Below are 24,829 nucleotides of genomic sequence, written 5' to 3' on the forward strand. Positions count from 1 at the left end.
ATTATTTCAGATCGTTTTCGATCAGGTTTACGGAGACAAGCGTGGATACGCCTTTCTCCTGCATCGTGATTCCGTAGAGCCGGTCAGCCGCGAGCATCGTGCCTCTTCGGTGGGTGATGACGATAAACTGGGTATGTTTTGTCAGTTTGTGCAGATATTTCGCATAGCGGTCGACGTTGGAATCGTCAAGCGCCGCCTCGATCTCATCAAGGAGACAGAACGGGGACGGTTTTAAGTTCTGGATCGCAAAGAGCAGGGCGATCGCCGTCAGTGCCTTTTCACCGCCGGACATCTGCATCATGTTCTGAAGTTTCTTTCCCGGCGGCTGGGAGATGATCTGGATCCCCGCCTCCAGGATATCTTCGTCCTCGATCAGCTCAAGGCTTCCGTGTCCACCTCCGAAGAGTTCCCGGAATACCTTGTCAAACTCCGCCCGGATCAGGGCAAATTTTTCTGTAAACTGCTTTCGCATTCCGATATCCAGCTCTTCGATGATCTTATAGAGGGCATCCTGTGCCGCGACAAGGTCATCATGCTGGGTCTTCATGAACTCGTAACGCTCAGAGATCTCTTTATAATCCTCGATCGCATTGACATTGACATTTCCGAGTCCGCGGATTGCATTCTTCCGTTCAGCGATCTGGCGTTTCATATCCGCCGCATTCGTCAGGGTCTCATCCCGGAGAAGCTCCGCTGTTGAGAAGGTGAGACCATATTCATTCCACATATAGTCCACCTGGGAATCCTGGCGTTCCGCAAGCTTGTCGTTCTGGTTCTGAAGACGGATCAGCTCCTTATCGAGATCGGAGATTCTCGCAGAGAGCGCTTCCCGCTTTTCGAAGAAGCCTTTCTGTGCCTCGTTTTTCGCGGCTTTTTCTTCCTGGGCAGCAGCCATCTCCTGACGGTACGTTTCCGCATCCTTTCCGGCATCTTTGATCTTTTCCTTCAGTTCTTCGATCTGTGCCAGACGTTTTTCCACCTCATGCTTACTGTCCGTGTGTCCGTCATGCAGAGACATTCTTTCGGAGAGCAGCCGCTCTTTTTCGTCTTCGAGACGATGGATGTTCTGGTCGAGGAAGGAATCCTGCTGCTTTAAGTTTGCTGCTTCCAGCTGGACTTCGGAGAGCGCCGCAGATGCAGTATCCCGGTCGGCCTTTGCCTGTTCCAACGCGGTGGAATCCGTCCCGATCTTTGTCTCCCGCTCCGTGTTTTCCTGTTCCAGCCGCTCCATCTCTTTCGCGATCGCGGCGAGACTTGCGCGGAGTTCATGGATCTGTTCTTCCAGCTGACGGTTTTCCAGGTTCATGTCCGCGGAGGATTCATAGAGTTCTTCTTTCTTTCCTTCCAGCTGTTTTAACGCGATCTTTGTCGTATTCTCTTCCAGATATTTTTCCTGGAGAGCACTCTTTACCGACTCCAGCTCCCCGCTCTTTTCCTGGAATATGCCTTCCTGGAACACGGTCTCCGCCTGGATCTTATCGACGGTCGTCAGCGCGCGTTTACATGCCTCCTCCAACTCCTCCATCTCTCTCTTTCTTCCGAGAAGATTGCTGGAGTTTCTAAAGGCACCGCCGCTCATGGAACCGCCCGGATTTAAGAGATCGCCCTCCGGCGTTACGATCCGGATGGAGTGCCGGTATTTTCTCGCGATGGCGATCGCATTGTCGATGTGATCCACCACGAGGACGCGGCCGAGGAGATATCTGGCAAGTGCCTGATATTCCGGACGCACGCGGACAAGATCTGCAGCGATCCCGATCGCTCCCGGTTCTTTTAGCGCGCCTGGCGTCTTAAATCCATCCCCGGATGAGATCGCGGATAACGGCAGGAAGGTCGCACGACCGAACTTGTTCTTTTTCAGGTGTTCGATCAGGACTTTTGCTGTCTGCTCGGAATCTGTGACGATGTTCTGGATCGATCCGCCGAGCGCTGTCTCGATGGCGATCTCATATTCTTTCGGAACATCGATCAGATCAGCCACAACGCCGTGGATCCCTCTCACACGGTCCCTGACTTCCATGACACGCTTGATGCTGTTTCCATATCCATCATAACGCTCCGCAAGGTTCCTTAAGGATTCCAGTTTTGTGTGGGCCGTATGGTAATCCTGTTCCGTGTGGCTTAAGTTTCTGTTTAAACGGCGGATCTCTTCGTTCGCCGCCTTCACCTCTTCCTCCAGGGATTCCGCCTGGGAGAGGAGTTTTTCGATCTCCGCATCGATGGCAGTCAGACGCTCGTTCTGCTCTGAGATCTGGTTATCCCAGTTTTCCTCATCACTCTTTACTTTTAAGAGTTTCTGGGCTACCTCAGATCTGCGGACCTGGACCTGCTCCAGCGTGGTGACATCCTTCTGCTTCTTTACAGAGAGTTCTGATTTTTCATTCAGTGCTTCGATCTTTGCACTCTTTAACTCTTCGATGGACTGTTCGAGACTGTCAACGCGGCTGCCGGAAGTGTTTACGGTGTTCTCCGCATCGGAAAGTCGTTCTAACACTTCCCGGATCCTGGTCCCGAGAGCCTCTCTCTCCTGCCTGATCGATCCCTGTTCTTTCTCTTTGGCCGCCAGCTCCTCATCGATGGCAGCCGTCCTGTTTTTGATGTGCTCCGCATTCAGTTCCTCTGTGCGGATCTGCTCCTTTATGACATCGATCTGTCCTTCCAGGTTTCCTGCGGACAGTTTCGCCTCATTTTCGGCATTCTGCTTTTCCGTGATCTTTTCGTCCAGCAGACGGACCGCCTCGGAGATCCGGTCATATTCCTCTTTCAAAGCTTCGGCAGCGGCTTTGGAATCTTCCATATCGCCGTTTACGGTGTTCTCTTTCTGTGCGAGTTCCCGTTTCTGATCCTCGATCGCTTTCAGGTCTGCGAGGAAGAGGTTCACATCGAAACGCTTCAGCTCTTCCCGGAGTCTTAAATACTCTTTCGCCGTCTCCGCCTGTTTTGCAAGAGGTCCCACCTGCTTTTCAAGTTCGCTCAGGATATCCGATACGCGGACGAGATTCTGCTTCTCATCCTCGAGTTTTTTCTGGGCGATCGCCTTTCTGCGCTTAAACTTTACGATCCCGGCCGCCTCATCAAAAAGCTCTCTGCGGTCTTCCGGGCGTCCGCTTAAGATCTTATCGATCTGTCCCTGCCCGATGATGGAGTAGCCTTCCTTACCGATACCGGTATCATAAAAAAGCTCATTGATATCCTTCAGCCTGCAGGCGCTTCCGTTTAAGAGGTACTCACTCTCACCGGAGCGGTAGATCCGCCTGGAGACCGTCACTTCATCGTAATCGATGGCAAGCTGGTGGTCGGAATTGTCCAGGGTGATCGCCACATAGGCAAATCCCTGGGGTTTTCTTGTCTCTGTGCCGGAGAAGATCACGTCCTGCATGGACGCACTTCTGAGCTGCTTTACCTTCTGCTCACCGAGCACCCAGCGGACCGCGTCGGCAACATTGCTCTTTCCACTTCCGTTCGGACCAACGATGCCGGTGATTCCGTTGTGGAATTCAAATACGATCTTATTTGCAAAGGATTTGAATCCCTGTACTTCGATACTCTTTAAATACATGCGTTATTTTCCTATTTCTATAATGTGACCATTCCGGTCCTCACGGGTCCCGATCTTATTTGATCCTGCAGATCCCGTGGTAAGCGGCAACCTGCTCGGCCGCTTTTTTCGTGCGTCCCAGACCTCTGCCGATCTCCTCATCGCCGATCTTTACGCACACCTCGAAGGACTTGTTGTGATCCGGTCCCTCTTCCTTTATCAGTTCATAGACAAGTGTTTCTTTGTACTTTGCCTGAACCATTTCCTGCAGGATAGTTTTGCTATCGTAAAAGAGCTGCTTATGTTCGATATCATTTAAAATAAATTTATGGATAAACTCTTTTGCATTAGCAAGACCACCATCCAGATAGATCGCACCGATCACCGCCTCCATCGCATCGGAGACAACAGACGGACGTTTTCTTCCTCCGGTCAGGTCCTCGCCCTTTCCGAGCAGCAGATAATCACCTAACGGGATCACTTCCGCGCAGTAAGCGAGCGTCGGCTCACAGACAAGACTGGCACGGAGTTTTGTCATCTCGCCCTCCGGCATGGACTCATAAGTATGAAACAGAAAATCACTGGAGATCACCTCGAGCACGGCATCGCCCAGAAATTCCAGGCGCTCATTGCAGCGCGTCTTATCCCAGTGTTTTTCGTTCGCGTAGGAACTGTGTGTCAGGGCGTGAGTCAGAAGTCCCGTATCTTTGAACCGGTAGCCGATCACTTCCTGAAGTTTTTCGAGTTTTTCTTTCATTCGATTTGCCTTTCTTCTGCCATGTATCGCAAAGAAGGTGTCCCTTTGCGGAGACACCTTTTCCTGCTACTAATTTAATGCGTTTTTGATCGCCTCAACAGCATCGCCGACACTCGCGATCTTCTCAGCTTCCTCAGTCGGGATCTCGATGTCAAACTCTTCTTCGATTCCCATGATGATCTGGAATACATCCAGAGAATCCGCGCCGAGATCGTCAACGAATGTTGTATTCATTGTGATCTCCTCCGGGTCAATGTTGAGAACCTCTGCGATGATCTGCTGTAATTTTTCGAACTCCATAATTTCCATCCTCTCTTATTTTGCTTTTTACGGAGACACAAAACTGTGCCGTTCCATATATTTAATTTTTGCATCCGGACTGTTGCCGGTTGTCTTCTGATGTAATTTTATGCGGCGATGTGAACTGCCGCATATTGGTGTTTTTCAACCTGTCTATGCAGTTTCTTCCGGTGCAAGGCATTCCCGGATCTTATCCGAGATCTCATTCTCCTTGAATGAGATGCACTGGATAATCGAATTCTTTACTTCTTTTGCCTTGGAACTTCCGTGAGTCTTCACAACGAGTCCCTTTAAGCCCAGGAGCGGTGCGCCGCCGTACTGGCTCGCATCAAAGCTCTTCAGCGTGGATTTTAACGCCGGTTTGATCAGAAGAGCTCCGATCTTGCTTCTTAAATTGCTCATCAGGCCTTTCTTCACCATTGTCATCATCGTTGCGCCGACGCCCTCATAGAGCTTTAAGATCACGTTTCCGACAAAGGCCTCGCAGACGATCACATCCGCGCCGCCGTGCGGGATCTCACGGGCTTCGATACTTCCGATAAAGTTGATATTTTTACATTCTTTTAAGAGCGGGAAGGTCTCTTTCACGAGAGCATTTCCCTTCTCCTCCTCCAGACCGATATTGACGATCGCCACTCTCGGATTTTCGATTCCCATCACATATTTCATATAGAGGGAACCCATCTGGGCGAACTGTACCAGGTGGGACGGTCTCGCGTCAACGTTTGCTCCACAGTCGATCAGAAGGGAAACTCCCTTTTCCGTCGGGATCAGCGGTGCGAGCGGCGGGCGCTCTACGCCTTTGACGCGGCCGACGATGACCTGGCCGCCTACGAGGACGGCTCCTGAGCTTCCCGCAGATACAAAGCCGTCAGCCTCGCCGTTTTTCACGAGGTTCAGACCGACTACAAGGGAAGAATTCTTTTTCTTACGGATCGCATTGACCGGCGGTTCTCCCGTCTCGATCACTTCCGGGGCGTCAACGATCTCGATCTGCTCTTTTTTATAGGTATATTTCGAGAGCTCTTTTTCGATGACATCTTTCTGTCCTGTCAGACAGACCGTAATGTCATTTCGCTCTGTGACCGCGTCAACGGTACCCTTTACGATCTCTCCAGGGGCGTTGTCTCCGCCCATGGCATCTACTGCAATTTTTATCATGTATTTTCTCTCCAATTCCTGCCCGCGGCGGGAAGTTTTTCTAAATATTCCCAATACGCGGATCATCCCATCGAACACCGCAAAATGATACGGCTGCTCTCAGGGACTTTTATAGTAACTAATATACTAAATACCATTCATAAAATCAATACTTTTTTCGTGAACAGAATATGTTCCTTTTTTAACATTTTTCGCAGTCAGGTTTTTCCGAACGGGAAGTCCCCTGCAATACCGCTGCGGCTGCAAATTTTGACGATTCAGAATGCAAAGCACCGGAAAACTCATACATTCCGGCAACAAGTACATTATATATAGAAGAAACAGGCTTGCTGCGGCTGCACCGCTCCGGAATGAAGTCACCACCACCCTTCAAAAGGGTGGTTTGCACTAGGGCTATAAGCCCACCGTTACTAGGCCAGCGTCTCAAGGCGCTGGCTTTCTCTTTCAGCTATGGGAATCCTGCTTACGCAGTCTTCCCACAGCTCCGTTCAAGCCATATTGCTCTTGACTCGTCGCTACCCCTTAAGGGGTGTTGATACTACTTAGCCTCAACCCTTGAAAGGGTCTTCATATTCTTTTACACTTAATTTATCCATTGCAATATCATGCTTTTCCTGATCTTGAATATATTTCTTGATTGTGGCTTCATTTAGTCCTACTGTACTAACATAATAACCTTCTGACCAGAAATGACGATTACCAAATTTATACTTTAAATTTGCGTGCTTGTCGAACATCATTAACGCACTCTTCCCTTTTAAATATCCCATGAATGAAGATACACTCATTTTCGGTGGAATACTTACTAGTATATGGACATGGTCCGACATCACATGACCTTCGATGATTTGTACGCCTTTATAACTGCATAATTGTTTTATAATGTCTCTAATGTCTTCTCTGTATTGATAATAGATTACTTTTCGTCTATACTTAGGTGTGAAGACGATATGATATTTGCACATCCATTTCGTATGTGCGAGTGAATTTTCTTTCTTCGCCATAAATTACCTTTCCTTTCTGCAATATAGCCTGAACAACTTTATTGTAAACGGAAAGGTAATTTTTTGTATAACAATCGACGCGCACCCGCATAGCGGGTGGTTTATTGTTTCGCCCATCTCCATTTTTCGGATCAGCGAAAAACTCCAATGGGCTCAACAGACTAAAGTCCATAACAAAAAGGGCCATGGCAGCTGCACCGGAGCTCCGGCCAGCTGTCATGGCTTCTTTTATTATCCCTGCACAAGTTTTCGGATCATCTCGCTCACCTGCGCCGGGTTCGCTTTTCCTTTCATCTCCTTCATGACCTGTCCCATGAGGAATCCGATGACTTTATCTTTTCCTTCCTTTAGCTCTCCGACCGCTTTCGGGTTTGCGTCCAGGATCTTTTTCACGGTCTCCTCGAGAAGACCGGAGTCGCTCTCCATCTTCAGCCCGTGTTCCTCCACATAGGCAGACGGATCCACGTCGGACTCGAACATCGCGGCGAACACCTCTTTCGCAGTCTGGTTATTGATCACGCTCTTTTCAAGGAGTTCGATCAGTGCTGCCAGATGCTCTGCGGAAAAGACGATCTTTGATGCCTCCATCTCCTTCTCCTTTAAGAGACGGAGTGTCTCCCCGGTCAGCCAGTTTGCCGCTTTTTTCGGAGCTGCTCCGGCTTTGATCGTGTTCTCAAAGAGCTCTGCAAGCGCCTTATCGGCAGTCAGGATATCGGCGTCATAGGCACTCAGACCGTACTCCGACTGATATCTCTTCGATTTCGCCTTCTTTAACTCCGGCTGTGCCTTGCGGATCGAGGCGATCCAGGCATCGGAGATATCGATCGGCGGAAGATCCGGATCCGGGAAGTAACGGTAATCCTTTGCATCTTCCTTGGAACGCATCGCGTGGGAAGATTCCTTGTTGTCATCCCAGCGTCTCGTCTCCTGAATGACGGCACGGCCGTCCTCGAGAAGCTCGATCTGGCGTTCCCGCTCTCCCTCGATAGCATGGGCGATCGCCTTGAAGGAGTTTAAGTTCTTCATCTCGGTTCTCGTTCCAAATACCGGATTTCCCACCTCACGGACAGAAAGGTTTACGTCGGCACGCATGGAACCTTCCTGGAGACGGCAGTCGGAAACACCGAGATACTGCATCGTGGACTGAAGATGCTCCAGATACTGGATGACCTCGTCGGCACTTCTCATATCCGGCTCCGACACGATCTCAATTAACGGCACGCCGCTTCGGTTGTAATCGACTAAGGAACTGTCGGTCCACTCGTCATGGACCAGTTTTCCGGCATCCTCCTCCATGTGGATCTCATGGATCCCGATCCGCTTTGTTCCCGCTGCCGTCTCAAGCTCCACGTAACCGTCATGGCAGATCGGCAGATACAGCTGGGAAATCTGATAGTTTTGCGGGTTATCCGGGTAAAAATAGTTTTTCCGGTCAAATTTACAGAACTGGTTGATCTCACAGTTTAACGCAAGTCCGGCGCGGAGTGCGAACTCCACAACCTGCTTATTTAATATAGGAAGAGATCCCGGCATACCTGTACAGATCGGGCACACATGTGTGTTCGGCGCAGCGCCGAAATCTGTTTTGCATCCGCAGAAGATTTTTGTCTTTGTGGCAAGTTCTACATGGACCTCAAGACCGATGACTGTTTCATACTGTTTCATGATAAGGTCTCCTTTCTGGCAAACGGAAGTGTCCATTCACCGCGGACATGTTCGATGGCGGATGCCGCTGCAAATAATGTCTTTTCCCTGAAGCAGTCGCCGAGAAGCTGGACGCCGATCGGGAGTCCTTTTTCGTTTACACTGCATGGAACGGTGAGTCCCGGAAGACCCGCAAGGTTGACAGCAACCGTATAGATATCGCTCAGGTACATCTTCATCGGATCGCTCAGGGAGGTTCCGATCTTCGGAGCCGCCGTCGGAGCTGCCGGTCCTAAAATGATGTCATACTTCGCAAATGCTTCATCAAAGGCTTTTTTGATCAGTGCACGCACCTTCAGAGCTTTCAGATAATATGCGTCATAATATCCGGAGCTTAAGACGAAGGAACCGAGCATGATCCTTCTCTTGACCTCCGGTCCGAAGCCCTCGGATCTTGACTTCTTGTACATGTCATGAAGTCCCTCGTAGTCCTTTGCCCGGTAGCCGTACTTGACGCCGTCAAAGCGCTCTAAGTTGGAGCTTGCCTCCGCGGCCGCAATGACATAGTAGGCCGGAATCGTATATTCCATGAGACCGAGATCAAAGTATTCGACCTCCGCCCCGCATTCTTTCAGGTAAGCCGCACACTGTTCCACCGCTTCCCGCACATCTGCGTCAAGACCGTCGGACAGGTACTCTTTCGGGATCCCGATCTTCATGCCGCGGACATCTTTTCCGATCGCCGAAGTGAAATCCGTATCCTCCCGCTCCATGGAAGTGCTGTCCTTCTCATCATGGCTTGTGATCGTCTCAAGAAGCGCTGCACAATCGGCCGCATTCTTTCCGACCGGTCCGATCTGGTCGAGAGAAGACGCATAAGCGACGAGACCGAAACGGGAGACGGTTCCGTATGTCGGCTTGATCCCCGTGACGCCGCAGTAGGAACTCGGCTGGCGGATGGATCCGCCGGTATCAGAGCCGAGCGCCGCAAAGCACTCACCCGCAGCGACCGCCGCACAGGAGCCGCCGGACGAACCGCCCGGAACGTGTTCCGGATCCCACGGGTTTCTCGTAACCTGAAATGCAGACGTCTCTGTCGTACTTCCCATCGCGAACTCGTCCATGTTTGTCTTTCCGAGGATCACCATTCCGGCATCCGTGATCCGGGTGACTGCCGTTGCGTCATAGAACGGGACGAAGTTTTCCAGGATCTTTGACGCACATGTCGTCTTCATTCCCTTTGTACAGATATTGTCTTTCACTGCGATCGGGACACCTGCAAGCGGCCCTGTATATTTTCCTGCGCGGATCCCCGCATCCACTTCTCTCGCCCGTGCCAGGACCTTCTCCTCATCCACGATGAGGTATGCGCGGATCTTCTGATCTTCCTTCGCGATCTGTTCCAGGGACGCTTTCGCGGCTTCCTCGGAAGTGATCTCGCCTGCTTTTATCTTTTTTGCCAGCTCTGTGGCGGAAAGTTCCAGTATCTTCATATCCGTCTCCTCCTAACCGATCGTCTTCGGAACAAGGAACTGTCCGTCCTTTTCCTTCGGTGCATTTTTCATCAGCTCTTCCCTCGGGGTGCTCTCCAGGACAACGTCCTCACGGAACACATTTTTGATCGGGAAGATATGGGTCAGCGGCTCCACATCGGAGGTATCCAGCTTATTTAACATGTCCACATAGTCCAGCATCTGCTGAAGATCGTTTCTTGATTTCTCTTTTTCTTCATCCGTCAGATGAAGTTTTGCCAGGATCTCGATCTCATCCATGGTCTTATCGTTGATCATCTCTGCCATAATTATCCGTCCTTCCTGAATGGTCTGCGTTTTTTCCATCACGGTTTTAATCTTGTCATATCTCTCGGGAACAGGCACGCCTCACGGACGTTGTCCTCGCCGATCATCTTCATGGTCAGACGCTCAAGTCCAATCCCGAGACCGCCGTGCGGCGGCATTCCGTATTTGAAGCAGTCGAGGTAATCTTCCATTCCCTCTGTATCCATGCCTTTCTCCTCGATCTTCTTTAAAAGTGTCTCATAATCGTGGATCCTCTGGCCGCCCGTCGTGATCTCAAGGCCACGGAATAAGAGGTCAAAACTCAGGGTAAATTCTTTGTTTTCCGGATCATCCATCGCATAGAACGGACGTTTCTTTGACGGATAATGGGTAACGAACACGAAATCTGCACCGTACTCTTCTTTGAAGTACTCACCGATCAGTGCCTCTTCCTCCGGCTCCAGATCGTGCGGGCTTCTGATCTGTCTGTCATACTTCTCAGCGATCAGGCGCTTCGCCTCATCAAAGCGGACATACGGGATCTTTTCCACGTTCGGAAGTTCGATCTTTAAAAGTGCAATCTCTTTCGCGTAATCTTTCTTCAGAAGTTCTACCACATACTGGAGCATCGCTGTCTCCATTCTGCAGATGTCCATGAAGCTGTCGATGAATCCCATCTCAAAGTCAAGACTCGTGTACTCGTTTAAATGTCTCTTTGTGTTGTGTTTCTCCGCACGGAACACCGGACCAGTTTCAAAGACTCTGTCGAAAACGCCGACCATCATCTGTTTGTAGAACTGCGGGCTCTGTGCCAGAACTGCCGGTCTGTGGAAATACTGGAGCTTAAAGAGGTTTGCGCCGCCCTCTGCGGATTTTGCACCGATCTTCGGGGTATGGATCTCGGTGAATCCCTGGCTTGTCATAAATTCACGGAAGCCGCGGCAGATGCCTTCCTGGATCCTGAATTTTGCACGCTCACGGACATTTCTGAGGGCAATGGCACGGCGGTTTAAGTTCGCTTCCAGCGATGTCGGAAGTTTCCATTTGTCGATCGCGATCGGCATCGGCTCTTCCGGTTTTGAGAGGATTTCTGCGTCCGCAAGGTGGATCTCGATCCCATGCGGTGCACGCTCTTCCCTGAATACGGTTCCTGTCACGCGAACCGCCTGTCCTTCACGGATCTCTTTGAGCGTCTCACTTCCGATCCCGTCCTGGACTACGGTCTGTAAAAGACCTTCCCGGCTTCTTAAGATCACGAAGGAGATCTCTCCCATATCGCGGATGCTGTGTACCATTCCTTCTGCGGTAACTTCGGTACCAACGGACTCTTCTCTTTCCAGTTCTTCAAGAGTTTTTACTTTGCTGTCTTTTAATCCTGTTACAAACTCCATAATCGGTTCCTCCTCGTTTTGTGGGGTAATTGAGGCTTTCAGAGTAAGCAAAAATCCCGCCCCGGAGAATTTTGCTCTTATCATTCTCCGGGACGGGATCTTTTTATTTCCCGCGGTACCACCCGCATTGCATTTTCATGCCACTCATGAGTCGCCGCTTGCGCTGTCGGACCATCATCCTAACGACTCGGCCGCGTAACGTGCGGCTTGCGTGCTGTCCTACCATCGTTTCCGATATCGAGCAGCCGGCTCCGGAGCGTTCCCGCCTTTCTCATCTCTTCCGCGCTCTCAGCTGTCACACGGTTCTCTGTAAAGTTCTTCGAAAGGGAGTTTCCTTCAACGCCTTTGTTTGATATTTTTTTGATGTCTCTTGTTTTATCAGAGATTTTTGATTCTGTCAAGTGCTTTTAAAGAATTTTCATAAGTTCCGAATGCAGTAATCCGGAAATATCCTTCACCGGACGGGCCGAAACCTGCACCAGGAGTACCCACGATTCCCGCATTGTTTAACAGGAAATCAAAGAAATCCCAGGACTTCATGTTATTCGGGGTCTTTAACCAGATATACGGGGAGTTTACGCCGCCGTATACGGTATATCCGGCATCCTTTAAGCCGTCATAGATCGTCTTTGCGTTCTTCATGTAGCGTGCGATCTGCTCAGTAACCTGTACTTTTCCCTCCGGAGAGTACACTGCCTCGCCGGCACGCTGGATGATATACGGAGTTCCGTTGTACTTGGAACCCTGACGGCGCATCCACATCGCATTTAAGCTCACATCGCCGCACTTTAAGTCCTTCGGGATCACGGCAAAACCAAGACGCATACCGGTAAATCCGGCTTTCTTGGAGAAGCTGCGGAGCTCGATGGCACATGTCTTTGCGCCCTCACACTCATAGATGGAGTGCGGAATGCCAGCCTCAGTGATATATGCCTCGTAAGCAGCGTCATAGATGATCACAGCGCCGTTCTTGTTTGCAAAGTCTACCCATGCCTGGAGATCTGCCTTCTTGATCGCCTCACCGGTCGGGTTGTTCGGGAAGCAGAGATAGATCAGGTCCACGTGCTCCTTCGGGAATTCCGGAAGGAAACCGTTGTCTGCAGTACACGGCATGTAAACGATCTTGTCAAAACGTCCGGTCTCGCTGTTGTAGAGACCGCTGCGACCTGCCATAACGTTGGAATCCACGTATACCGGGTATACCGGGTCGCATACTGCGACTACGCTGTCTAAGGAGAATAATTCCTGGATATTTCCGCAGTCACACTTTGCACCGTCGGATACAAAAATCTCATCTGCGGAGATGTCGCAGCCTCTCTCCTGGAAATCCTCTTTTGCAATGATATTTCTTAAAAAGTCATAGCCCTGCTCCGGAGCATAGCCGCGGAAGGTCTCCGCATGACCCATCTCATCGACAGCTTTGTGCATTGCCTCGATGATCGCCGGAGCGATCGGCTGAGTCACATCACCGATACCAAGGCGGATGATCTCCTTTTCCGGATGCTCTGCCTGGAATGTGGATACTCTCTTCGCGATATTTGCGAACAGATAGCTGCCCGGCAGTTTGGCAAAATTTTCATTGACTTTAAACATGGTCTCAATCCTCTCTTTCTGTCTGTAAATGCATTTAGGATATTTTTCATGAATAAATATACCACACAAATGCAGGAACTGCGATAATAATTTGGCTAACGCATTAACTTTTTTTAATGATAAACAGTTAAAGTCAAACCATTAATCTTCCTGGATCAGCATTGTGACCATATGGGCGCTCTCCGCCATGGTCCGTCCTGTATCCATGCTGGTCTTCTGAAGATACCGGTGTGCCTCCGGCTCAGAAAGATGGTTCCGCTTCATGAGAAGCTTTTTCGCACGTCTCAAAACCCCCTGCTCCTCAGCACTCTCAACAAAACCTGCAAAGAGCGGATGTGCATGGTTCGGTCTTGACTTGAATTCCGGATGTGCCTGGATCCCCACATAGAACGGGTGATCCGGGAGCTCGATCATCTCAACGATATGTCCGTCCGGGGACTGTCCGGAGATCATCATGCCGTGAGATGTAAAGTCATCACGGTAGTCATTGTTGATCTCAAAACGATGTCTGTGGCGCTCGTTGATCATATCTGTTCCGTAGAGGGAATATGCTTTCGACTTTTTATCAAGGACACACGGATAGGAGCCGAGACGAAGCGTTCCGCCAAGGTTCTCCACGCCGTTCTGATCCGGCATCAGATCGACAACCGGATGAGTTGTCTCCGGATCCAGCTCGGAACTGTTTGCATCCGCATAGCCGAGAACATTTCTCGCAAATGCCACCATGGCCATCTGCATGCCGAGGCAGATCCCGAGGAACGGGATCTTGTTCTCTCTCGCATAGTTTGCAGCCAGGATCATGCCTTCGGTTCCTCTGGAGCCAAAACCGCCCGGGATGATGATGCCGTCAACACCGGCGAATGTATCGTCGAGAGCTTCCGGTTTTAAGAACTCGGAATCGACCCATTTGATCGTCACTTTTGTGCGGTTTGCGATCCCGCCGTGCTTTAACGCCTCCATGACACTCAAGTACGCGTCATGCAGCTGGATGTATTTTCCTACCAGTGCGATCGTGACCTCGCTTGTCGGATTCTTTAATGCATCGACCATCTGTTTCCAGTCACCAAGCTGCGGTTCCGGACACGGAAGATTGAGGCATTCGCAGACCACATGAGCCAAGCGCTCTTTTTCCATGGCAAGCGGCGCTTCATATAAATATTCTACATCCAGGTTCTGGAGAACATGGTCTTCCGGAACGTTGCAGAATAAAGCGATCTTGCTCTCGATACCGTCCTCGAGCGGAACCTCTGTACGGCATACGATCACATCCGGGGAAATTCCCATTCCCTGAAGTGCCTTGACGCTCTGCTGGGTCGGTTTCGTCTTTAATTCTCCTGACGCCTTTAAATACGGAACGAGTGTCACATGGATCAGAACGGAATTCTGATATCCGATCTCGTGGCGGAACTGGCGGATCGCCTCCAGGAACGGCTGGCTCTCGATATCGCCGACGGTGCCGCCGACCTCGATGATCGCGATGCGGTCCTCGTCCGGGGATTTCGCGCGGTAAAATCTCGCCTTGATCTCATTTGTGATGTGGGGGATCACCTGTACGGTACCTCCGCCGAAGTCTCCGTGGCGTTCTTTCTGAAGAACCGTCCAGTAGATCTTACCAGTGGTCACGTTGGAATTTTTGTCAAGGCTCTCATCGATAAAGCGCTCATAATGTCCAAGGTCCAGGTCGGTCTCTGTTCCATCGTCGGTGACGAACACCTCTCCATGCTGGATCGGATTCATGGTACCCGGATCAATATTGATATAAGGATCGAACTTCTGCATCGTGACCTTGTACCCTCTTGCCTTCAAGAGACGTCCAAGGGATGCGGCTGTAATACCTTTGCCGAGTCCGGAGACAACGCCTCCCGTGACGAATACGTATTTAACTGCCATACCTTACCTCCAAATGTATATTGTGAATGTGGGGAACTTGTAACTGTTCAGTATTTTTCACAGTTACGGGAACTTTTCCTATGATGTGCGAAAACTGTCTGCTTCATGCTCATGCAACATTGCATGAAAAAAGGTGACAGAAGTACTAAGACTCTGACACCTTTGTCTAATCAATCACATCATATGAAACTCATTTTTACGCAGGGATAATTGCTCATAGGTTTTGTTGCTGCGTTAAAAAAATATGGAACTACTATATTCCATTTTTTCGAATTTGTAAAGTAGTTTTTTTACAGTTTTCAAAAGTTTTTTATCCGGAATCACAGGACCACTTTCTTCTTTATCCGGGTCTTGCGGCGTCATCAGGTATCCCGCCCAGACTGGTGAAGCAGAAAAACTTAATAATAGGAACGCTGTCTGTGATCGGAAAAATTTTCAAAAAAATGTGTTGACAAATCCCGGAAAATGAGTATATTATACCACCATAAGAGCAAGGGCGCTTGGGTGCATGATACATACACCCCGGCGCCCTTCTCGCATTTCACGGATCTTCCCCACAAACCCCCATTTGGAATCCGCGAAATGATGACTGTCTGTTCCATACCCCGGAGCAGACAGCAAACTTTGTATAATTTCCCGCAGACAGGGAGCAAGGAGGTTCCCCAGCGGAGTTGAAAGGAGAAATATCTATGAGCAAAAGTATTCCTGAACTGTATGGCAGTCTTGTATTCAACGACTCCGAAATGAAAGCACGTCTCCCGAAGGATGTCTACAAAGCCCTTACAAAAACGATCAACAGCGGTTCCCATCTGGAGCTGGATATCGCGAACTCTGTTGCAGTCGCAATGAAAGAATGGGCGCTCGAACACGGTGCGACCCACTTCACTCACTGGTTCCAGCCGATGACAGGCATCACAGCTGAAAAGCATGACAGTTTCCTCTCTCCGACCGGTGTCGGCGAAGCGATCATGGAATTTTCCGGAAAAGAACTTGTAAAAGGTGAGCCGGACGCCTCCAGCTTCCCGTCAGGCGGCTTACGCGCCACCTTCGAAGCCCGCGGATATACCGCATGGGATCCTACCTCTTTCGCATTCATCAAGGGACATACACTCTGTATCCCAACTGCCTTTTGTTCTTACAGCGGCGAGGCACTCGATAAAAAGACTCCGCTGCTCCGTTCCATGGAAGCCGTCAGCAAAGAAGCTACCCACTTACTTCACATTTTAGGAAAAACAGACGTCAGACGCGTCAACACCACCGTTGGTGCAGAACAGGAATATTTCCTGGTCGATAAAGACTGCTACCGTCTGAGAAAAGATCTGATCTTCTGCAGACGTACCTTATTTGGTGCTCCGGCTCCGAAGGGACAGGAAATGGATGACCATTACTTCGGTTCCATCAAACCGAGAGTCGAAGCTTTTATGGAGGACCTGAACGAAGAGCTCTGGAAACTCGGCATCCCGGCAAAGACAGAACACAACGAGGTTGCTCCTGCTCAGCATGAGCTTGCTCCGGTATTTGAGACCGTCAATGTTGCCGTTGACCACAACCAGCTCGTCATGGAGATGATGAAGAAGGTAGCTGACCGCCATGATCTCGCGTGCCTGCTCCATGAAAAGCCGTTCGAAGGCATCAACGGAAGCGGTAAGCACAACAACTGGGCACTCTCCACAGATTCCGGCGAGAACCTGTTAAATCCGGGAAAGACACCGGCTGAGAACACACAGTTCTTACTGTTCTTAGCAGCTGTTGTTGAGGCTGTTGATGATTACGCCGATCTGTTAAGGATCTCCGTTGCCACAGCCGGAAACGACCATCGTCTCGGCGCAAACGAAGCACCGCCAGCTGTTGTATCCATGTTCTTGGGAGAAGAACTTGAGGCTGTTGTCGATTCCATTAAATCTGATACATATTTTGAAGGAAAGGGCGCTGTTCAGATGTCCATCGGACCGAAGGTGCTCCCGCACTTCACAAAAGACAACACGGACCGTAACCGTACCTCACCGTTCGCCTTCACAGGAAATAAGTTTGAGTTCCGTATGCCGGGCTCTTCCCTCTCCCTGTCCGGTCCGAACGTGATCTTAAATACAGCCGTTGCCGAGTCCCTCGCCGGATTCTGCAAAGTCCTGGACGGACTTACCGGGGAGAACCTCGATTCCGCAATTCATGAGCTCTTAAAAGATACCTTTAAGAAGCATGAGCGGATCATCTTCAACGGAAACGGCTACACAGACGAATGGCTTGCAGAAGCCGAGAAGCGCGGTCTTCCGAACTTCAAGTCCACACCGGAGGCTCTTCCGCATTTCATCGACGAAAAGAACATTGAGCTCTTCACAAAACATGAAGTCTTCACAAAAGAGGAGCTCTTCTCCCGTTACGAGATCCTTCTTGAAGATTATGCGAAGACTCTCCACATCGAGGCAAAGACTATGGAGGAGATGGTTCAGAAAGACTTCCTTCCGTCTCTGTTCTCCTATGTGAATGACCTTGCATGCACAGGAAGCTCTAAAAAAGAGCTCGTTCCCGGCATTACAACAAAGGCCGAAGAAAAGCTGATCACAAAGCTCTCCGGGCTCGCAGATGTGATCTCTGATGAGCTCGATACCTTAAAGGATATGATCGGTACCGCCGAAGGTATGGATGACTACTTAAAGGCCGGTACCTACTACCACGATACGATTCTTACCGAAATGGAAAAGATCCGTCTGGCTGTCAACGATGCGGAAGTCCTGATCCCGGAGGATTATCTCCCGTATCCGACATACGATGCATTGCTCTTCTACATTTAATTGTTTTGCTCATAGGGAAGACCGCCGGTTACCAGAGAAATCTGAACCGGCGGTCTTTTCGTATCACATTTTAAAAAAATTTCCAGCGTCACTTTCTTATCCGTTCTGACACCTCTTTATGAAAGTTTAACTTTCTTGAACTCTTCCATGAAATCAACAATATAGTTTGCTGTGGTCTCGAGCATTTCCTTGCCCCACTCTTCTGTAGCGGTACTTGGATGATCTGGTCCAATCCAGCCGCTGTCGGTAACATGCGGAGTTTTGCGAAGAATCTCAACGGTAACTCCCTTATACTCAACAGAACGGAAACCGGTTGTCTTCAGATTCTCAGACAGATGCTTAAACTGGAGTTCACCATCTATCTCACTCTTATCAACTAAAGATGGATCAATTCCAAGAATCGCAGCCGTTTCCTCACCACCGCCGTGGCCGCCTTTCCACGCCGGGTTCATATCCCATGCCATCAGCCACCAGTTAAGCATAGCAACCAGACAGCCCTTATCCTCGAATTCCATGCCAAGGCGCTGAATCATCTTGATGTTTCCGCCGTGTCCGTTCAGGAAAACGAATTTTCTTGCGCCGTGACGATACAGACTCAGGAAAACCTGACGGCAAAACTGATAGAGTACCTCGTCGTCAATATCAATTGTACCAGGATACGGAGCAAAATTGGGGCAGGAACCATATGGAATGGTGGGAGCAATCAAAACATCACTCTTCTTCTCAATTTTCTCCAACAAGTGCTCCGGAATCAGTGTATCGGTTCCAAGCGGCATGTGACGGCCGTGACACTCAATACTGCCGATAGAAACAAGTACCATATCATTTTTTTCAAAATATTCCTGAGCTTTCGGCCAAGTCAAATTTTCGAGTCTCATAGTTTCTTTCCTTTCATATATGATTTTATAATTTATATTAACTGTTAATAATCTACTGTTCCTCTTTAGTATTTGCTTTATTGTCTGACACTTTTTGGGTTTCTGAATATTTATTTATAAAACAAGTATAGTCTATGCTAATAGGATTGTCAATATTTTCAATCGACAACAATGGTTTAGCAGAATATGAATCATAAATTTAGGATGTCGATTTGTGGTTTTTACGCCATCGACATCCTTGACATCAATACGCATTTGCGTTTCAAAAGCAAAAAGCCAGACACCGCAGTATCTGACTTCTTGTTGTAGACGAAAAAATCCCCCGGGGAAAGCCGCCGGAGGATCTCATAATTCTTAATTAGTCTTCAACTTTAACGATTTCACGCTTGTTGTAGCTGCCGCATGCCTTGCATACTCTATGAGGCATCATTAAAGCACCGCACTTGCTGCACTTTACTAAGTTCATAGCGGACATTTTCCAGTTCGCTCTGCGGCTGTCTCTTCTCGCTTTGGAAGATTTATTCTTAGGACAGATAGACATGGTTACACCTCCTTAAACTGTTTGAAAATATCCTGGATGGCTGCCATCCGCGGGTCAGGAACCCATGTATCACAGCCGCAATCTCCTTTGTTGAGATTTGCTCCACATTTGCTGCAGATCCCTTTGCAATCATCCTTGCAGAGGATCTTCATAGGCAGGTACAACGATAATTCGTTGCAAACCAGCATATCGGCATCCAGATTATAACCAGATAAATAAGATTGTTCATCCAAGTCCTTCACTCTGTCCTCATCGGAAGCATTCATATCGATCTCCTGGTCGAACTCGATGTCTGTGGTGTAATTCACCGGTTCCAGGCATCTTGAGCAGGGAATCGCAAGAGTCACGGAAGTATTTCCCGTAAGACTTAAATGTCTGTTTCCAAGGTTTTTTACAGTGATCTTTACCGGGTTCGCAGAGACCACCGGATACTCAACACGGGTTCCCTTATAAGCTTTCGCCTCAAACGGTACTTCCCACGTTTTCTCTTTGCCTTCCAGAGTAAAAACTTCAGATAAATTAATCAGCATATTACGTTTCTCCTAATACGCACTAAGATATTATATATGAACAGGAACAATTTGTCAACATTTTTTCTAATAAAATATTAAATTTTAAAAGCTCTGTTTTCATGCATTTCTGCGCTAAAACCTTGTTCTTGTGACAAATTCTTAACCGCGCCAGAGCGCGCATTAAGAGCACCAGGGACGAAATATTTTCGTACCTGTGAGAACCCCAGCGTATGTCGTGAGGGCTCCAAAGCCGTCCTGAGGCCGTTAAAACCTCCAGACAGCACAGAAGCCAACCCGCTCATCTCCTGCTCTCACAGGGTTCTGAACGGGTCAGCGTCATTGCTAATCGGTTCACCGTGCAGATATCTGCACGGACAAACTGTCCAAAATTATTTTACGAGAGCCAGAGTCTCTCTTGCGATCGCAAGCTCCTCATTTGTCGGGATAACCATAACCTTAACCTTGGAATCCGGTGTGGAGATCACGATATCTTTTCCTCTTACGCTGTTAGCCTCGTCGTCGATCTTGATGCCGAGGTAGGATAAATGCTCGCAAACAGCTTTTCTCATGGACTTGCCGTTCTCGCCAAGACCTGCTGTGAATGCGATCACATCTACGCCGTCCATGGCTGCTGTGTAAGCACCGATGTACTTAACAACGCGGTAGTTGTAAGCTGCAAGAGCTTTCGCTGCGCGGTCGTTGCCAGCCTCAGCTGCTTCCTCAATGTCACGGAAGTCGCTGGATACGCCGGAAAGGCCAAGAACACCAGACTTCTTGTTCAGAACGTTCATAACGCCTGCGATGTCAAGGTTCTCTTTCTTAGCGATGAATTCCATGATAGCCGGATCCATATCACCGGAACGTGTTCCCATGATAAGACCCTCAAGCGGTGTAAGACCCATGCTTGTATCTACGGATTTGCCGTTCTTTACAGCAGAAAGACTTGCGCCGTTTCCAAGATGGCAAACGATGATCTTTAAATCCTCGTACGGTTTTCCAGCAACCTCAGCAGCTCTCTTGGATACGAAGCTGTGGGAAGTTCCGTGGAAGCCATATCTTCTTACTTTGTACTTCTCGTAGTACTCGTACGGAAGGCCGTAAAGGTAAGCCTCCTCCGGCATTGTCTGATGGAATGCAGTATCGAATACAGCTACCATCGGTACGTTCGGCATAAGCTCCTGGCAAGCGCGGATACCGATCAGGTTTGCCGGGTTGTGAAGCGGTGCAAGATCGTTGCACTCTTCGATTGCTTTCATAGCCTCATCTGTGATCACTGTGGAAGAAGTGAACTTCTCACCGCCGTGTACGACACGGTGACCAACAGCACCAACCTCTGCAAGGCTTGCGATAACGCCGCTCTTCTTGTTTGTGAGAGCGTCTAATACCATCTGGATCGCCTGTGTGTGTGTCGGCATCGGGGAAACGGTAACTTCCTTCTCTCCGCCTGCCGGCTGGTATGTGATCTGGCTTCCTTCGATACCAATTCTCTCGCAGAGACCTTTTGCAAGAACTGCCTCTGTATCAGAGTTGATTAACTGGTACTTTAAGGAAGAGCTTCCGCAGTTGATAACTAAAATATTCATGAGAGATAAAACTCCTTGTGATTATAAAATAGAATCTGTGTCTTCCGGTCTCCGGAACGAAGGCTGGATATTACAGTTGTTGCCAAAAAGGGAACGCCGTTTCCTCTTGATCGATTTTGCGTCGTTCCCCATTGTTGTTAAGTAATTATAGATTAAGCCATCTGAGCCTGTACAGCTGTAAGAGCAACTACACCAACGATATCCTCAGCGGAGCATCCACGGGAAAGGTCGTTGACCGGTCTAGCGATACCCTGGAGCATCGGGCCGTAAGCTTCTGCTTTGGCAAGTCTCTGAACCAGCTTGTAACCGATGTTACCACAGTCAAGGTTCGGGAAGATCAATACATTAGCATGTCCGGCAACTTCGCTTCCTTTTGCTTTTGCCTTTGCTACGGACGGAACGATTGCAGCATCAAGCTGTAACTCACCGTCAAGATCAAGCTGCGGGTACTTCTCGTTTGCGATCTTTGTAGCCTCTACAACCTTGTCTACGAGTGCGTGTTTCGCACTGCCCTTTGTGGAGTGGGAAAGCATAGCCACGATCGGCTTCTCACCAACAAGTGCACGGAAGCTCTTAGCGGAGCTGTCAGCGATTGCAGCGAGCTCTGCAGATGTCGGATCCTGGTTTAAACCACAGTCAGCGAATAAGAATGTGCCGTTTGCACCGTACTCGCAGTTCGGAACGTCCATGATGAAGAAACCGGATACGAGCTCTGTTCCCGGAGCTGTCTTTAAGATCTGAAGAGCCGGTCTTAATGTATCAGCTGTTGCGTGGCAAGCACCTGCAACAAGTCCGTCAGCGTCTTTTTCTTTTACCATCATAACGCCGTATGTGATGTAATCTGTCTTTAAGATCTCCTGTGCTTTCTCGAGAGTCATACCCTTTTTCTCTCTTAATTTGAACAGGGTCTCTGCGTAGTGGTCAAACTTCGGATCAGTATCCGGATCTACTACCTTAAGGCCAGTAAGGTCAACTTCCAGCCAGTGAGCACCATCCATGATCTTCTCCTCTTTTCCGATCATGATCAGGTCAGCGGTCTTCTCCTTTAATACCTGTGCTGCAGCAATAAGAGTTCTCTTATCGTTGCTCTCCGGCAGGATGATTGTCATTACATCCTGTTTTGCCTTTTCTTTCATAAGATCAATAAATGCCATGATGATTGACTCCTTCCTCAATATGGGTTTTCATACGTATTTTTATTATATCGCAGCTAAATACTGGATACAAGACTATATTCTCCAATTTTTTGCACTTTTTTCAGTACCTCTCGTTAAATTTAAAACAATGCGGTAAAAAAACGGGCGCATCGGAAGTTTGACCGAGAGCAGCTGTCTGCCTACCCGGAAATCTCATCGAACGTTCCGGTAACAAGTGAAAACACGCTTCGCGAGTTTCCCCTTGTTATCGCGACAGTCGCCAAGGTCTCGCGCAAGCACGGACTTTGGCTCGTTGTTCGCGTAAACAAACAGCTCCGGTCGACCAGGAATACTGATTGCCGGAGCTGTTTGTATCTTTTATCTTTTCTCTGCAGGACCGCAGTCATATTTATTGTTCACATTGCTGCAGCAGTCTCTGTCAGTATCATTTTTCGGTCAGATCTTCTCATACCGCTCAACATCTACAACAAAGATCGTCGCACCGCCGACATCGACCGACATCGGCATTGTTGCGCAGTGGACCATGGAGGAACCGGATACATACGGCATATTGATCGTGATCTTCTGGTGGTGGCCGCACTCCTTTTTAATAATATCGATCGCTTCATCAACCCGCGCTTCTTCCGTCACGATCATCAGGGTCGTATTCCCTTTTTTCAGGAATCCGCCGGTCGTAGAAAGACGGGTCACACTGAATTTGTGTTTTGTGAGTGATGTCGTCACATCGTCCTCGTTGTCATACCGGATAATTGCGTAGATCAGTTTCATATAGCATCCATCCTTTCTGCGTCTTATTTCGAAGATTGCGGTATGCGCCGCAAAGATATAACTGTAACGCTAAGGCAGCCGCTCCGAATTCCTTCTGATATTTTTGAATATTCTTATCATTCTGGAACAATCAGTCTTTCACACGCTGCTTAGTCGCAGTATATCACATTTTTTCTTTGAGAACAATAAATATTGCATTAAGATTTTGTTTCGACTATGATATTAGATAACGAATGCAGGCAAATGATCTGCACAAGTTGAGGAGATCTACTATGAAAACAGCTGCCATCATTGCAGAATACAATCCATTCCACAATGGCCATAAATATCAGATTGAAGAGACAAGACGCCGGACCGGAGCCGATTTCATCGCGGTCGTCATGAGCGGTGACTTCATACAGCGCGGGGCCCCGGCAATCTACAGCAAGTTTCTCCGGACTCGCTCCGCGCTTCTCTCCGGCGCTGACCTCGTTGTCGAAATGCCCGTTTTCGGAAGTCTGAGCGCTGCCCAGGATTTCGCACGCTGCGGAATCTCTTTGTTTCATCATATGGGGATCATCGATGTGCTCTCCTTCGGCAGTGAAGTAGGGGAAATCGAAAAATTGCAGGAACTGGCAGACCAGGCCGGCACAGAGACGGAAGAACAGTCGGATCTGATCCGTAAAAGTCTCCGAAGCGGCCTTACCTACCCACAGGCACTGGCTCTTGCCAGAAAAGATTCTGTTCCTGTATCGCCCAACGATATCCTTGCGGTTGAGTACCTGAAGGCATTAAAGGAATTTTCTTCCGCGGTCGAACCCTGGACCCTGAAACGCTCCGATCCCGGGTATCACTCCGAAGGGCGGGACGGCTCTTTCGCTTCTGCAACAGCGATCCGAAAGGCGATCTCTGCGCAGGATCCGGATTTTCTCTCAGCTGTTCTCCCGGATTCCCACTTTGAAAGTCTGCAGGCCGAATCCGAGGTTCCATTATTTCCGGATGATTTTTCTCTCCTGATAGAACAGAAGATCCTGACTTCCGCTCTGGAAAAAATTCAGAGCATTTCCGGTATGCCGGAGGACCTCGCCGCAAAGCTCTATAAAAACCGTCTGGAATTTCTCCGGACCGATGCACTGACCGCAGCCAGAAAAGACCGGCAGTATACTTACGCGAAGGTCAGCCGCGCTCTTATGAATCTCATGCTGGATATCACAGACAAAGACCAAAGGGGATTTGCTGCCTGCGATTACGCTCCATGGGTCCGGATCTTGGGATTCCGAAAAACATCCGCAGCACTTTTATCGGAATTGAAAAAGCATTGCGATATCCCTGTCATCGTCAAGACCGCTGATGCCAACGAGATTCTCTCCCCGGAAGTCTATCCGCTTTTTGAGAAAAATCTGACCGCATCTGAGATCTGCCGGATGGTGCGGGAGCTGAAATCAGGAAAGGTACAAAAAAACGAATTTACCCGTTCGCCGATCATGATCCCGTGAACTATATCGGCAATTGAATTACCGCGCATCTGCATTTTAGATCACCGTATCTACGATGTAGATGCTTCTT

Annotated in this window: 19 protein-coding genes; 2 read left to right on the top strand and 17 right to left on the bottom strand. The window is 49.1% G+C overall.

Going from position 1 to position 24,829, the window contains the following annotated elements; translation table 11 throughout:
• Position 1: 1 nt before the first annotated feature.
• From smc to pyrG, 11 genes are all read right to left on the bottom strand, one after another.
• Positions 2-3,559, bottom strand: a complete 3,558-nt coding sequence (smc, locus tag FN001_RS08900; protein WP_142411580.1) for a chromosome segregation protein SMC — start codon at positions 3,557-3,559, stop codon at positions 2-4.
• A 55-nt stretch (positions 3,560-3,614) separates the two neighbouring features.
• The gene (gene rnc, locus FN001_RS08905) at positions 3,615-4,295 is read right to left on the bottom strand and encodes a ribonuclease III (RefSeq protein ID WP_142411581.1); all 681 of its coding nucleotides are present in this window, start codon (positions 4,293-4,295) and stop codon (positions 3,615-3,617) included.
• 69 nt (positions 4,296-4,364) lie between these two features.
• The gene (gene acpP, locus FN001_RS08910) at positions 4,365-4,595 is read right to left on the bottom strand and encodes an acyl carrier protein (RefSeq protein WP_015554516.1); all 231 of its coding nucleotides are present in this window, start codon (positions 4,593-4,595) and stop codon (positions 4,365-4,367) included.
• Between the two features lie 153 nt (positions 4,596-4,748).
• Positions 4,749-5,756 carry a phosphate acyltransferase PlsX gene (plsX, locus tag FN001_RS08915; protein WP_142411582.1) on the bottom strand — a complete coding sequence of 336 codons (1,008 nt, stop codon included), beginning with the start codon at positions 5,754-5,756 and terminating at the stop codon, positions 4,749-4,751.
• Positions 5,757-6,304: 548 nt separating this feature from the next.
• Positions 6,305-6,760: an IS200/IS605 family transposase gene (tnpA, locus tag FN001_RS08920; protein ID WP_142410635.1), complete on the bottom strand. Its 456-nt coding sequence runs from the start codon at positions 6,758-6,760 to the stop codon at positions 6,305-6,307.
• 231 nt (positions 6,761-6,991) lie between these two features.
• Entirely contained in the window at positions 6,992-8,425 is a 1,434-nt protein-coding gene (gene gatB, locus FN001_RS08925) for an Asp-tRNA(Asn)/Glu-tRNA(Gln) amidotransferase subunit GatB (RefSeq protein WP_185911882.1), read from the bottom strand.
• On the bottom strand, positions 8,422-9,897 hold the full coding sequence (gene gatA / locus FN001_RS08930) for an Asp-tRNA(Asn)/Glu-tRNA(Gln) amidotransferase subunit GatA (RefSeq protein WP_142411583.1): 1,476 nt from the start codon (positions 9,895-9,897) through the stop codon (positions 8,422-8,424). Before gatA ends, gatB begins: the two co-directional genes overlap by 4 nt.
• A gap of 12 nt (positions 9,898-9,909) precedes the next feature.
• Entirely contained in the window at positions 9,910-10,203 is a 294-nt protein-coding gene (gene gatC, locus FN001_RS08935; protein WP_118298020.1) for an Asp-tRNA(Asn)/Glu-tRNA(Gln) amidotransferase subunit GatC, read from the bottom strand.
• A gap of 38 nt (positions 10,204-10,241) precedes the next feature.
• A complete protein-coding gene (aspS, locus tag FN001_RS08940) occupies positions 10,242-11,573 on the bottom strand; it encodes an aspartate--tRNA(Asn) ligase (RefSeq protein ID WP_142411584.1) in 1,332 nt (443 codons plus the stop codon).
• Positions 11,574-11,951: 378 nt separating this feature from the next.
• On the bottom strand, positions 11,952-13,166 hold the full coding sequence (locus FN001_RS08945) for an LL-diaminopimelate aminotransferase (protein WP_118321076.1): 1,215 nt from the start codon (positions 13,164-13,166) through the stop codon (positions 11,952-11,954).
• A 141-nt stretch (positions 13,167-13,307) separates the two neighbouring features.
• A complete protein-coding gene (gene pyrG, locus FN001_RS08950; protein WP_142411585.1) occupies positions 13,308-15,056 on the bottom strand; it encodes a CTP synthase in 1,749 nt (582 codons plus the stop codon).
• A 689-nt stretch (positions 15,057-15,745) separates the two neighbouring features.
• Here pyrG and FN001_RS08955 point away from each other — a divergent pair.
• The gene (locus tag FN001_RS08955) at positions 15,746-17,845 is read left to right on the top strand and encodes a glutamine synthetase III family protein (RefSeq protein ID WP_142411586.1); all 2,100 of its coding nucleotides are present in this window, start codon (positions 15,746-15,748) and stop codon (positions 17,843-17,845) included.
• Between the two features lie 116 nt (positions 17,846-17,961).
• On the opposite strand, the gene FN001_RS08960 is transcribed toward FN001_RS08955, so the two are convergent.
• The 6 genes from FN001_RS08960 to FN001_RS08985 form a co-directional block, all read right to left on the bottom strand.
• Positions 17,962-18,723 carry a creatininase family protein gene (locus FN001_RS08960; protein ID WP_142411587.1) on the bottom strand — a complete coding sequence of 254 codons (762 nt, stop codon included), beginning with the start codon at positions 18,721-18,723 and terminating at the stop codon, positions 17,962-17,964.
• 358 nt (positions 18,724-19,081) lie between these two features.
• Positions 19,082-19,264: a 50S ribosomal protein L32 gene (rpmF, locus tag FN001_RS08965; RefSeq protein ID WP_015554505.1), complete on the bottom strand. Its 183-nt coding sequence runs from the start codon at positions 19,262-19,264 to the stop codon at positions 19,082-19,084.
• Positions 19,265-19,266: 2 nt separating this feature from the next.
• A complete protein-coding gene (locus tag FN001_RS08970; protein WP_118533007.1) occupies positions 19,267-19,794 on the bottom strand; it encodes a YceD family protein in 528 nt (175 codons plus the stop codon).
• Positions 19,795-20,165: 371 nt separating this feature from the next.
• Entirely contained in the window at positions 20,166-21,359 is a 1,194-nt protein-coding gene (locus FN001_RS08975; RefSeq protein WP_015554503.1) for an acetate kinase, read from the bottom strand.
• A 152-nt stretch (positions 21,360-21,511) separates the two neighbouring features.
• Positions 21,512-22,513: a phosphate acetyltransferase gene (gene pta / locus FN001_RS08980; RefSeq protein WP_117470288.1), complete on the bottom strand. Its 1,002-nt coding sequence runs from the start codon at positions 22,511-22,513 to the stop codon at positions 21,512-21,514.
• 438 nt (positions 22,514-22,951) lie between these two features.
• Positions 22,952-23,284: a cyclic-di-AMP receptor gene (locus FN001_RS08985; protein WP_118298009.1), complete on the bottom strand. Its 333-nt coding sequence runs from the start codon at positions 23,282-23,284 to the stop codon at positions 22,952-22,954.
• 272 nt (positions 23,285-23,556) lie between these two features.
• Between FN001_RS08985 and FN001_RS08990 the strand changes: the two genes are divergently transcribed.
• On the top strand, positions 23,557-24,759 hold the full coding sequence (locus tag FN001_RS08990) for a tRNA(Met) cytidine acetate ligase (RefSeq protein WP_185911883.1): 1,203 nt from the start codon (positions 23,557-23,559) through the stop codon (positions 24,757-24,759).
• Positions 24,760-24,829: the final 70 nt, after the last annotated feature.

The sequence above is a fragment of the Clostridium sp. Marseille-P7770 genome, assembly GCF_902143525.1.
Lineage (GTDB): Bacteria > Bacillota > Clostridia > Lachnospirales > Lachnospiraceae > Pilosibacter.